Source organism: Nostoc sp., assembly GCF_036917355.1.
Classification (GTDB): Bacteria; Cyanobacteriota; Cyanobacteriia; order Cyanobacteriales; family Nostocaceae; genus Nostoc.
On the sequence record NZ_JBALDP010000053.1, the window covers coordinates 1 to 12,937 of the forward strand.

At 40.4% G+C, this 12,937-nt stretch carries 10 protein-coding genes and 1 pseudogene; 3 read left to right on the plus strand and 8 right to left on the minus strand.

Going from position 1 to position 12,937, the window contains the following annotated elements; translation table 11 throughout:
* Positions 1–1,137: 1,137 nt before the first annotated feature.
* The 7 genes from V7K53_RS15545 to V7K53_RS15575 form a co-directional block, all read right to left on the minus strand.
* Positions 1,138–1,839, minus strand: coding sequence for a hypothetical protein (locus tag V7K53_RS15545; RefSeq protein ID WP_335198411.1), 702 nt, complete (start codon positions 1,837–1,839; stop codon positions 1,138–1,140).
* 332 nt (positions 1,840–2,171) lie between these two features.
* Positions 2,172–2,939: a phosphatase PAP2 family protein gene (locus tag V7K53_RS15550; protein WP_335198412.1), complete on the minus strand. Its 768-nt coding sequence runs from the start codon at positions 2,937–2,939 to the stop codon at positions 2,172–2,174.
* Between the two features lie 35 nt (positions 2,940–2,974).
* Positions 2,975–4,216 carry a hypothetical protein gene (locus V7K53_RS15555; RefSeq protein ID WP_335198413.1) on the minus strand — a complete coding sequence of 414 codons (1,242 nt, stop codon included), beginning with the start codon at positions 4,214–4,216 and terminating at the stop codon, positions 2,975–2,977.
* Positions 4,217–4,656: 440 nt separating this feature from the next.
* The gene (locus V7K53_RS15560) at positions 4,657–5,391 is read right to left on the minus strand and encodes a glutathione peroxidase (protein ID WP_335198414.1); all 735 of its coding nucleotides are present in this window, start codon (positions 5,389–5,391) and stop codon (positions 4,657–4,659) included.
* A gap of 77 nt (positions 5,392–5,468) precedes the next feature.
* Entirely contained in the window at positions 5,469–6,398 is a 930-nt protein-coding gene (locus V7K53_RS15565) for an alpha/beta fold hydrolase (RefSeq protein ID WP_335198415.1), read from the minus strand.
* Between the two features lie 22 nt (positions 6,399–6,420).
* Positions 6,421–7,245 carry an SDR family oxidoreductase gene (locus V7K53_RS15570; RefSeq protein ID WP_335198416.1) on the minus strand — a complete coding sequence of 275 codons (825 nt, stop codon included), beginning with the start codon at positions 7,243–7,245 and terminating at the stop codon, positions 6,421–6,423.
* Positions 7,246–7,376: 131 nt separating this feature from the next.
* Positions 7,377–7,862, minus strand: coding sequence for a glutathione peroxidase (locus V7K53_RS15575; protein WP_335198417.1), 486 nt, complete (start codon positions 7,860–7,862; stop codon positions 7,377–7,379).
* A gap of 365 nt (positions 7,863–8,227) precedes the next feature.
* Between V7K53_RS15575 and V7K53_RS15580 the strand changes: the two are divergent.
* The 3 genes and pseudogenes from V7K53_RS15580 to V7K53_RS15590 all read left to right on the plus strand — a co-directional run.
* A pseudogene (locus tag V7K53_RS15580) lies at positions 8,228–8,770 on the plus strand (ammonium transporter); the annotation flags it as partial.
* A 408-nt stretch (positions 8,771–9,178) separates the two neighbouring features.
* The gene (locus tag V7K53_RS15585; protein WP_335198418.1) at positions 9,179–10,732 is read left to right on the plus strand and encodes an ammonium transporter; all 1,554 of its coding nucleotides are present in this window, start codon (positions 9,179–9,181) and stop codon (positions 10,730–10,732) included.
* A gap of 224 nt (positions 10,733–10,956) precedes the next feature.
* On the plus strand, positions 10,957–11,412 hold the full coding sequence (locus V7K53_RS15590; protein ID WP_335198419.1) for a DUF2141 domain-containing protein: 456 nt from the start codon (positions 10,957–10,959) through the stop codon (positions 11,410–11,412).
* Positions 11,413–11,563: 151 nt separating this feature from the next.
* Here the strand turns inward: V7K53_RS15590 and V7K53_RS15595 are convergent, their stop codons facing one another.
* Positions 11,564–12,736, minus strand: a complete 1,173-nt coding sequence (locus tag V7K53_RS15595) for a peptidoglycan-binding protein (protein WP_335198420.1) — start codon at positions 12,734–12,736, stop codon at positions 11,564–11,566.
* Positions 12,737–12,937: the final 201 nt, after the last annotated feature.

A 12,937-nucleotide genomic window follows, 5' to 3' on the forward strand; every position in this document is an offset into this window, starting at 1 on the left:
TTAACTCTGCTTTCTTTTTGATATTTCTTAGTTCTTGTGTACTACTCTGTCTGCTTTTTGCTGATCTGTGACAGTTAGGGTGCGGAAGGTGGGTTCCAGCGATCGAGAAAACTAGTTATGGAGCGATGCGATCAACGCATCGCTGCTGTGCCGCTTTTCAAGCTTTTGTTTAGTAGACTTCTTGCAGAAGTAAGGGAAAGGGGAAGGTGGGGTCCCCTTTGGGGATAACGGGCGGGGGTAAAGGGGAAAGAGATGGAATTTCCCCTTAACCTTTAACCTTTGACCTTTCCCCAACATCTTGGCATTTGTTACTTTTGCAAGATGTCTAGTATTGAAAAGCAACCATCACAAGATACCGACTGAAAGTTCAAAAGGAACCGTTCGATTTCTGTCCTTACTGCCACCCTTTAGATACACACGAACTGTATAGTTACCACTCTGTGACAAACGAAGGTTTCCGTCGTTGCCCGATATTGAGCTGTTATAAATTGCCCGATCTGTGCTGCCTGGTGAGAGAATGTTGAAGTATGCTGCTCCTTTGGTAATCAACGAAACCGAGAGCCTCTGCCCTGCCCGCGCATTTAGAATATAGTCATGGTATTGGTTGCCCGCGATCGAAGACTGTATAAAAGTGTTGTCTTTGCCAGTGGAAAACCGTACGGTCGTATGAGCCTGAGCTAACGACGGTGCAGTGAAGCTAAATGTGAGCGATGTAGTGATGACCGAGGCGGCTAAAACACTACGAATAAGAGTCAAGGCAGAGTTTTTCATGTGATAGTTTCTCCGTCCCAAGCAATTAATTGCTTATTGTTCTAATTAATTAGCAAACCGTTTAGCTTAATTAAATTACCCCAAGCAAAAGTATTAATCTTCAAATTTGAAGATTGGTACTATGTTGTTGATGGTATTAAAATCTACCTAAATAAATGTATCTTGATTTTTGTTTTATCGTTTTGCCTTTAGTATTTCTTTAGACTTACCTCGATTTTTCGCCTATTAGCTAGTGTCGAAGAAAGCAATGTTCTTGCGATCGCGTCTGCACTAAAACGAAATCTTGATGCCACCGATGAAGCAAGTTTTCAACTGCGAAGACATGGGTTTCGTCTTTGTCTTGACGAAACCCAACAATACAACAGACTAAAAACGAGTTCTGCTATTGCTCCAGTCGCCGGAATCACAATTACCACGGAAATGCTCAATCCCATTAATGGCAATCCGTCCACTGCGTCGATCGATCTCAACACGCGGATGATTTAGCCCATTTACTTGGTATTTTCCCGTGATTTGCTCAGGTGTGACACGGAGATCCTTGAGGTTCCACCATCCATCAGTACCGCCTGAATTAATTGGCGGGATGAGCCTTCCGCCCAGATGAATTTTTCCCTGCATATTACGAATCTCGACTTGAACCTCGGAATCGAACTCGTCTGTCGAAGACTCTACACGATTTTGCAGTTCATAGCGATGACGGCGTGAGTTCCATTCATAGCTGTTACGGTTTTCAAGACTTGGTTTGCGACCTTCACCGTAGCAGATTAAGGTCAGTCTTTGCCCCATTGAATTGTCACTGTTGCGCTCAGGTGCGCCTTGCTCCCGGAGATAGGTATCGATCGCAGTTTGAGCTTTACCAATTTCTCTTGAACTACAGGAACGACCATTTTGAAGTAGCTCCCCTTGAGGGCTAAAAAGGACAGTGCAACCGCTTCCTCGTGTCATCCCCGTCACACTTAAATTACCATTGTCTACAGTATCGATTATCGCTTGAGCATTCACAGAACTTGCGACCGTAAGCGTAAGTAAACCCAGCGCGATCGGTGTTAAAGCCCGCAATGTTTTCATTGTTATGTTGATTGTTATTTTGAATAGATATGAATTGATTGGATAACTCTATCACCAAGAGGTTGAATGGTAAAGTCAGTAGACCGAAAAGTTTTGTCAACGCCAAAAATAATAGCCTATAATACCGTTTTTGGATAATAAGTTATTAGCTTTACTTACGAAACGAGTTTCTGACAAAAAAATAAAAAACCATATTTTGAGATACAATTTTTGAATTCAAAATAAGCTTACTGAAGCTGATAATCCAGAGCGATACTTCTCCCAATTTTGGGAGAAAGGGAGACTACAAAGTCCCTCTCCTTTGGGAGAGGGATTTAGGGTGAGGGCTAAAATTACTCCTCATTTATCGACTTTATTTCTTCTGGGAGTAAAGTAGTTTCATCTTTAGGACGTTCGCCATCTACGGATTTGGCTATAGCTCTATACGGTTTGATAATTAGACTGACACCAATTGTCCAACCTAATGCAACCGTCCAACCTGCGAGAATGTCACTAGGAAAATGAACCCCCAAATAGAGACGACACCACGCAATTGCGATGATGTATAAGCTGCCGAATATGAGAACCAACCAGCGCCAAGAGGTAGCCCAAGTTAAGAACAGCAAAATTGCTACCAGCGTTACACTCGTCATCGCATGAGCGCTGGGAAATGCAAAACTAGACTCAGGTGCAATGGACTGCCACAATTGTGGACGCACTCGATGCATTAATTGCTTTGCGGTGCGGTTGATGATGACGCTTCCTGCTGAGGCGGTAAGTAAATATGCTAGCGATCGCCAGCGTTTTTGAAGTAGTAGCATCAGTGCGATCGCCCCCAAAACCACCATCGCCGTCCAAGGCAACCCAATTGTAGCTAGGGTGACAGCTAAAACATCTAACTGTGGGTTTTCTGTCGAATGAACCGCTAACAGAATCGGCACATCCCACGGAAAGCCGGCTTGATTCTCCCATATCTTCACTGTCAGGATTTCAAAAATCTGCAAAGGTAAATAGACTCCGATCAAAAGGAGTAAGAGCGATCGCCAACGAGCAATCAACAGGTTTTTGAGAAAATCAAGCGGCGACTGACTCTCTTTATTGATTTGTTTCTCTTTTTCCATATCTAAATTTAAAAGGCGATCGACGACTTCATTGATTACAAATTACTGGAAACTTGAGAAGTTCCACAATGTTTACAGTACGACAAATGCTTATAAGTAAGATTATGGCAGTTATGGCATTCAATGTACTGATAATAACCGCAGTGTGGACAGTAATTATCAAGATGTCGAATTTTCTTGGCACAATTGACACATCGTGATTTTTGAACTCTGCTAGCTGCTTGGACTTTAGCGTTAAAGACAAATTTTTGAAAAAATTGGATGATTCCAAAACCAATAACTGGAATTAGCAAGATATAAACATAATTTATCAGGAAAAGTAAACCGCCAAAAATGGCACTGATTATATCAAATAAAAATTTGAATATTGCACCTATTTGCAGAAATTCAAATATTTTAACGATTAATGGGATAAAAAAGATAACTAGCAAATGCCAGCTAATTAGCGAGACGAGTCCATATCCTCTTCTTTGCGCAAATTTATGAACTGATAAAGCAATGAGAATCAGTGGTAAAAGAAATAGGGACTGAAAACCAAGTTGGATACTTGGATACCAAAATGATGCCTGATGATAGCCTTTATCGACTTCTTGAAATAGATTGTCATTTTTAAGAAAGGCTATAAAACTAATGCTTTCTGGTTGGGCAAGTAGTTCATTTTTAAGAGTAGAAGTTTCTTGTTGAAGAGTAGAAATTTGGCGATTATTTTCTTCTAATGTCTGTTTAGCTTTTTCAGCACTGACTTGATTAATGGATTGTTCGCGATTCTGTCCGGCAATTTTTTCTAAAAGCGTTGAGTCATACTGAGATTTAATAGTGCTATTGGCTTGTTCGAGTCTACTAATTTTTGCTTGTTTTTGCTCGATAGTTTGGATAATTTGCTGCTTTTCAGAATTCTTAATCTTATCTTTGTAATCGGCATATTGCAAACACGTTTGAGAAACCTTACCTAGATGTCCTGTTTCGGCTTGTTGATAGTTTCCCCGAAAACTAAATTGACTGTTTGTGTAAGATGACAATGAAAGTCTAACAATTTCATAGTCTTTATCTTTATTAGTTTTCGCTCGGTAATTTTGCCACTCTGAATAACATGGATAAGTCTCAGTTGGACTGATATGCCATCTGCTAATATCATCGAGTCCAGTAAAAACATTAATTAAGATAAAAATATCAACTATAATAATCACAATCAAACTGACTTTATTCAGTGGCTCGTTGTTGATTGTTCTGGAATTACTAAAAAATTGACTCAAAATTCGGCGAATTCTGGCAAACATATTGTCTTTTAAAGAAATGTAAATTTAATCCGAATCAATTTTATGCGATCGGTAGTGAATAGCTGGACAAAAATACATCTACCCATCTGAAGATTTGTTAAATGCTGACGAAAAACAAAATCCCCGACAACTTTTACTAAGTCGGGGATCTGTGGTTTTCAATTCTCACAAATCAGGCTACGGTCAAAAATATCATGATTTTCACCTGAAGTTAACACAATTGATGGTTGTGCAATTCTACTTAATACCGCTCGGTTTCAGAATATTCGTAGGTTGGGTTGAGCAATAGCGAAACCCAATAAACCCTACCAAATCTTGGGTTTTGTTCCTCAAACGCCACTTGATTTAAGCCGGGGAACCCGTCCAACGCAGTGGCTCCCCAACCTACACATTTCTGTTTTTTAGGCAAAACCTACGCAGTATTGCAACCCTACTCAACCCTATTTAGCGGCGAAGTAGGCTTCTAATGCCTCAGAACCACCAATTAATTTACCATCGATAAATACTTGGGGAACTGTTGTCGCACCTGCAACTGCTTTTAGCGATCGTGTGGTGATATCCTTACCCAAGGTAATTTCTTCGTAGTTGATGCCATGTTCCTTGAGCATTGCCTTAGCACGGGCACAGAAAGGACAACCCACTTTCGCAAACAGGGAAACTACTTCCGGTTTAACTGCTTGGGGGTTGATGTATCTGAGCATTGTCTCAGCATCCGACACCTTAAAGGGATCTCCAGGCTCTTCCGGTTCAATAAACATCTGGTTAATTACACCATCTCTCACCAGCATAGAATAGCGCCACGATCGCTTCCCAAACCCCAAGTCTGATTTATCTACCAATAAACCCATGCCTTCAGTAAATTCACCATTTCCATCAGGAATTAGTGTGATATTTTCTACTTCTTGATCCTTTGCCCATTCGTTCATCACAAAGGCATCATTAACAGAAATACAGATAATCTCATCGACACTATTCTCTTTGAAAACTGGAGCTAATTCGTTGTATCCAGGGAGATGAGTGGATGAACAAGTCGGAGTATAAGCACCCGGTAAAGAGAACACAACTACTGTCTTATTAGCAAATAGCTCATCAGTTGTCACATCTACCCACTGGTTATCCTTGCGAGTATGAAAAGTGACATTGGGTACTCTTTGTCCTCGATGATTGGGTAACATAATTTTGCTTGCCTTTAGTAATCAATTCCAGTCATAACCTATCATGGGAGAACTGGTACAATGTAACTATCAATCGGCTAAGAAACTTCATTAATGAATGGAGCGATCGCTACTACAAATTCAGTGGTTGATTCATAGGGTAAAACATTACGTCCGTTTATTTTTATACCTCGACTTTCAGGCAAACAAACAAGATAGTGAGCCAAGCGTTCATCTGGTGTTTCTTTTTTATTGTCTTGGCTAATACTCGATGCAGTTTCCCCCATAACTGCTAATGTTGGTTGCTGAATCGAGGCAATAAAACTAGTATAATCATCTCGCCAAAACCCTGCTAAAAAAGAAAACACTGCATGGCGACTAGCAGGATTTTCTGCACCTGCAAGCAATGTATTTAACCACTCTGTATCCACAGCATTTTCAGAAGCAAAGAGTTGACGAATCGAAAAAGAACGTAAAAATTTTGGGGTGCGTGCATAGCGATAAAAAGCACTGCCAAAAGGCGAATCTAACACGTTCCAAAGGAATTTTTCCTGCCATTCTGGTGGTTTATTTGTCATCAAAGCCCACGTTGGTGGCCCAGAAAGTACCAGTCCGGCAATTAAATTTGATTCCTTTTGGACTAGTTGGATAGCAACTGGCAATAAAGCGCCTTGCACTACTAGAATAACCGGTTTTTGGACTACTTTTTGTAAAAAAGACTGCAATTGTTCTGCCCAATCACTAGGAGTGTAAGCTATACGGGGCATATCACTTTCACCACATCCTAGTAAATCAGGGTTGTAAATTGAATTACGCTGACCTGTACTATACCACTCGCGACAAAATCGTTGCCAAAATCGCCGCGACAATCCTACGCCAATCGGATGAATTAACAGTAAGGGAATGCCCTCAGATGTTGTATTAATTGGTTGATGAACTTCGTAGGCGCAACGATAATTTTGCCAACTGTAAAACTTGCTAGGAGATGCTGTCAAATTAGTTGTGTTAGCTACAGCAGATGTTTGCATAATTCCTAGTTTTTAATACTTGCTAAAAAATCATCTGTGGATGAATCAACTCGTATCCAGCTTCTTTGAGCTTTTCATTCGATACCCAAGCATTATATGGGCGAGTACTCTTGATAGATGTATCCCATTTGACTTTGGGTAAATTATGTTTTTCAAATAAGCTATCTAGCAATTCTCGGCTGGTGAGATGTGCATCATCTACCAGATTGTAAATCCCTTGCAAACGACGTTGACGGGCAAATTCTATCGCACCAACAATATCATCTAGATGAACCCAATTTGTGGTATCCTCACCATTGCCCGGACGGGTTGTACCAGAATATCTACCAAATATTTTCAACAGTTCTCTACCAGTTCCATAAATCCCTCCTAAGCGGAAGATACAAACACGGAGATTTTCGCTAGATGCTGATAGCAATACCTCTTCTGTTTTTCGGAGAATTTGGGCATTTAAATTAGGAGGTGCAAGCGGTGTTTCTTCATCTACCCATACACCATTCCTGTCACCATATACTGCATAACTACCTGTGTATATTAATTGTTTTACATTCTTAATCTGTTGTAGGCATGAAACTAAAGTTTGGGCAGTTTGTAGGTAAGTTTCTTCATAAACTTCGCTATTTTTTGCCCCAACACTCAAAAGTACAACATCTTGATTATGTAAAACTGATTTTAGACTATCTATGTCATTACCACAGGTAACTACAACTCTTTGAGATACTGATTGTAAGGTAGGGATACGCTCAGACGAAGTTGTGGTTACACTGACAACAAAATTCATATCTTGCTGCCAATATTGAGCAACTTTATAACCAACATAACCACAACCAATGATTGCAACGTTCATGACAAATTAGACACAAATAAATTAAACTACTCATTGAGACGATTTTCTCAATTAATTCTCTGGAAGTAAATAATTTTAACAGTCCAGAGCTAACAGTCAATCATTAATAGTACAGAACTTTTATCTAATGACTATTTTGCTAATTCCTTCTCAATTGTGGCAATTATCTCTGGTGAATTTGGCTGGACACTACTATTAAATCGAGCCACCACTTCACCTTGCTTATTAACTAAAAATTTTTCAAAGTTCCAAGCAACAGTTCCCGTTGGCTCAACGGCTTTAGTCAGTCGCTCATAAAGTGGATGCTGCTGTGAGCCTTTGGCATGAACTTTATCGAATAGTTCAAAGGTAACACCATATTTACTCGTGCAGAATTGCACAATTTCCTCATTGCTTCCCGGTTCCTGCGCTCCAAAATCGTTACAAGGGAACCCCAAAATACGTAAACCTGCTTCTTCATACTTTTGGTTCAACTTTTCTAACCCCTCGTATTGAGAAGTATAACCACAGAAGGAAGCCACATTTACAATTAAGAGTACCTGACCGATGTAGTCGTTTAATTGCTTATCTTCACCGTTGATGGTCTTGACTGCAATATCCGAAATTGTGTTACTCATCTTAAATCTGATTTATAGGGAATATTGCCAAGTCTCCCATATTAAAGGTACTCTAAACCCGGTTTTTTTTAAGGAAATTAGGTTTGTTAGCCTTGTTGTAACAATTCGATGTGAGTCATGTAGTTGCAAAACGCTCTATCTTGTATAAATAGCTCGACCAAGCTGCTATCTCAGGATAAGTGTGGGAAATCTGCGTTGTTTTTAATACAAAATTTTGAGTGTAGTGATGGAATGATATACCTTTAAAGTCGCAAAGAATTAAATCTTTGTATAAAAAATTAATAACATTCAGAATTATCCAATTTTATAATATCGGAAAATATGTAGCTAAATCAGCGATAATTTTTTAATATACCCGCACAGGTAAGTGGAATTTAGTTTATTCTCTCAATGGTTCGCTCGCAGGATTAGTGGCAATCACAGCGCCTTGTGCCTACGTTGCACCTTGGGCTTCAGTTTTGATTGGGTTAACGAGTGGAATTTTGGTTACTCTGGGAATGGATTTAATTGAATCACTCCACATTGATGACCTTGTGGGGACATTTGTCGTACACGGTATCAATGGCATGATGGGTACTCTCTCAGTTGGCTTCTTAGGTCAAGCGGAACTGACCCTCAACAAAAAGGCAGGGTTATTTTTGGGTGGTGACTTTGATTTATTAGTTATACAAATTTTAAGCGTAGTAGCGATCGCAGTTTTCAGCGTCGGCTTTAGCTTTTTGATGTTTGGTGGTCTCAAAGCGCTGGGACACTTACGTGTCAATCCCGAAACCGATCGCATTGGCATTGATGCCTACGAACATGGCGCATCAGTATGGCCTGATGTTTATGCGATCGAGCAACTTGTTGAAGAAGAATACAAAAATCGTAATAATACTCCAGAAGTCGGTCTTCTCGATAGTGAATAGAGCCAACAATCAGATTTTTAGCTTAAAAAAGCCATTTTACGTTAGTCATAAAGTATATTCTACAGATTCCTTGCTACTTTCTACCTGCTTTTTTATTGGCATCATTCAAGACAATTTTGGGCAATTTCTCAGCCAACTTTTTTCCAAGATTAAAGATTAAATGAAGAAGACTTGACTATTTCAGAGAATACATCATAAATTTCTTACGAAGAACTATAAAAAATATTTACAGATGTGCCAATAGTTTCTTAAACTCCTACTAAGGTTATTTGAGCTTCTGGTTTTTAAACAAGTGGTCTAAAGGAAAAATATCAAAAAACACTGGATCTAACTTCGGTCGGTAGTTTTTTCTGCTTAACCTGTTTTTTCCCTTTTTTAAGGATGGTTTGGAGGATGATGCTCAAATTCATGTACAAACAAAAATCGAAAACAAAAAATAGGCATTTGTCTGGAAGAAATTACGTTATCAATTCACAATCTCACTCTAAAGTCAAGCTATTTAATCTGATTAAGCGACTTTCTCCCAGTTGGCAAGCTTGTTTACCTATCGCTTGTCTAATTGTGTTGGCTTGGGGTTATGCCGCAGTTGCCCAAACTCCAGCCGCAGCGCCAACGACAGCAGAACTCAAAATTGCTATTGACACCTTATGGGTAGCGATCGCTGCTTTTTTAGTGTTCTTCATGAACGCCGGTTTTTGTATGTTAGAAACTGGTTTCTGTCGTCAGAAAAACGCTGTCAATGTTCTTTCCAAAAACTTGATTGTATTTGCTCTGTCTACTGTTGCCTTTTGGTCAATCGGTTTTGCCTTAATGTTCGGTGATGGCAATGACTTCATTGGATTGAATGGGTTTTTCTTAAAAGGAGTAGACAACAGTCCCGCTACAGCAGACGCTTATAAAGGTGTTTTCAGTGCCATTAATTGGGCTGGTGTACCTTTAGCAGCCAAGTTTTTATTCCAGCTAGTGTTTGCTGGGACAGCAGCAACAATCGTTTCTGGTGCAGTAGCCGAACGGATTAAATTTGTTGACTTCCTAATTTTCAGCCTCTTACTTGTAGGTATTGCCTATCCCATTACCGGACATTGGATTTGGGGTGGTGGTTGGCTAGCAGATAGAGGTTTTTGGGATTTTGCCGGTTCTACGGTGGTTCACTCTGTAGGTGGCTGGGCAGCTTTGATGGGGGCAGCATTTCTTGGGCCCCGTCTTGGTAAATATCAAGACAAGCAAGTTGTAGCAATGCCGGGTCACAACATGAGTATTGCTACGTTGGGCTGTTTGATTCTGTGGTTGGGCTGGTTTGGTTTCAATCCCGGTTCTGTAATGGCTGCCGATCCTGGTGCGATCAGTCATATTGCTCTAACCACTAACATGGCTGCTGCTGCCGGTGGAATTGCTGCCACCATCACAGCTTGGTTGTACTTAGGTAAACCAGACTTGTCAATGATTATCAATGGTATTTTAGCTGGCTTAGTTGGGATTACAGCATCTTGTGCTTACGTAGGTGTCGCTAGTTCTTTAGTAATTGGTTTCATTGCTGGAGTACTGGTAGTTTTCTCTGTAACATTCTTTGATAAACTTGGCATTGATGACCCAGTGGGAGCTACCTCAGTTCACTTAGTTTGTGGTATTTGGGGAACTCTAGCAGTTGGTTTATGGTCTGTTGGGCCTGGTGTTTTTACCTGGTATACACTTGGCCCAGAAAAAGGTTTATTTTCAGGTGGTGGCTTTGGACAGTTTGGTGTTCAGTTGCTGGGCGTTGTCTCAGTAGCTGGCTTCACTGTTTTACTCAGCAGTATTTTTTGGTTGGCACTAAAAGCGACTTTAGGTATTAGAGTATCCAAAGAAGAGGAATTAGAAGGTTTGGATATCGGCGAACACGGCATGGAAGCCTACAGTGGATTTCTTAAAGAAGGTGATGCAACGGTATTTTCTGATGAACAAAGCTCAATTGGGAGACTTTAGGGGAAATATTTCTTTGGTTCATCTTCTGGCATATTCTTAATATGAGCTATTAAGATACCATTAGTCGATTGAACTGATTCCGCAAAATTCTCTATCCAAGCGGGGAAAAGTAGGGGGTATAAAACCTCCTACTTTTTGTCTGATTAGTGCTTTATCAAGAAAGCTAGGAGGCCTCCTGCCTCCTTCAAAAATTTAGCGATCGCATTTTACCTTGTAAAAATTTTATGCTTAAAGGCTTAAGAGTTAGTATGCTGCTATTGGCAGTGATGGGAAATTTAGCATGGTCATTTAGTGCCAAAGCAAATTTTAATGGCAAACTCACCGTGGAAATTGATGGCTTGAAGAATAAAAAAGGACAAGTCTGTGCCAGTATATTTGCTAGCAGTGAAGGATTTCCTAGCGATCGCGATCGCGTCTTACAAAAGCAGTGTACCAAGATTACTGAAAATCCCTTACCACTTACCTTTGATAACTTGAAAGCAGGTAGTTACGCCGTTGCTGTCTTCCACGATCAAAATAATGACCGCACTCTCAATAGCAATATTTTTGGTATACCAAGCGAAGGTTTTGGATTTTCCAGCAACCCAGAAATTCGCACAAGAGCGCCCAAATTTAGCGAAGCAGCATTTTTAGTGGCAGGGCCAGATACCAATATCCAAATCCAGTTGAAATACTTTTAAGCTGATAGCAGATTCAGCTTGGTACACTGCCAATACTTATCGGGTTTTGGGGAAAAAAAAACCTTTAACCCAAACCCAGTACTCTTTTCCCAAAACCTGATTCCTAATTAAAAATGCACAAAGCGAAAAGTATTGGGTATACAACCAATCTCTATTGTTGTGAATCACGATCGGAATCTTCCTGTAGACTCTGTTGCTCCGGCAAGTCACGTATTCGTATTCGATTCATCTGAGTTAAAGCATATCGTGCTGTTGCTTGCACATCGGCATCTGGGTCTTCTAGCGCATGGTGCAACATCTGACTCATTTGACCCATCATGTCATAAACGCGTGTCAGGTCACGGATCGCATTTTGCCGAACTTGTGGACTTTCATCTTGAATTGAAATTGCTAAAGCACGGTTCATCGGTTTGAGTGTGCGAATGCCAATTTCTGACAAAGCTGCCAAGATTAAGCTCCTTTCTTGAGAATCAGCATCAATTATCAGGTCAACCAGATGCTGAATTGCCCGCGAATCTCCCTGCTGACCTAAATCCCAAATAGCCTTGCGCCGCTTCGTTGGGTCAGAACTGCGTAAATCTTGAATTAATTCCTCCACGATATTGAGTTTAGCAAGACGGGAAGTTTTTTCTGGTAGCAGTAATTGTGTGGAAAATGGTGGTGGTGGGGGTATTTGTAGACTAGTGACAGTCTCCAGTAAAGGTGGTGTAATCGGTTCTTTGTTAGCTTCACTCAAACTTTTAGGCTCTGATATTTCGGAGTTTTGCACTTGCTTTACCTTCTGAAACGACCTCAGCAGATAAAAAAGTGCGCCAGTACATCCTAGAACTCCAATGGTAAATAGTAACCACCAGACAAAACCTCTCTCGGATGCTTGGGGATTTGCAGAAGTCGGAGCAATAGAGGTAACTATTGGGGAGGTAACTTTTGGAGAAGTAATTATTGGAGAGGTGAAAAACTGCTTTTTAGCCTCCATTGCTGCTTGCAGTTTCTCCTGAGTCGCCGGGCCAGCAATCCCATCTAATTTTAAACCCTTTACTTTCTGGAATCTAGCTACAGCGATTTCCGTACTGGCGTTATACTGTCCATCTACTACGCCTCTGTAGTATCCCAACTGCTTTAATTGGGTTTGTAGTCTCTGCACATCTGATTTTCGACTACCATATTTCAAAACAGCCGGACTAGCAGTAGCTGTCGAACTAGCTTGTGCAAGTTCTAGAATTTCAGGTGCTAGGTTAGGTGTGGCTGCATTTGAGCGATTTTGGTAAAAACCCACGCAAGAAAAACAGGTAAATATCAGAATTGAGGAACGGCATAGCCTCATATTGCAAGTTCCAGCCTGAACGTGCTTTTGAAATCTTCGATACCACAATAGCTTCTAAACGACCAAATGTTAACTGTCATTTTTAATTGGGAATTGGGAAAAAGGAGGCAGTGTTTCGACTACGCTCAACAACCAGGCAGAAGTTCTTTAATTTTAAATTTTGAATTTTTAATTGATTTATCTTTCATCTCCCTACTTAAT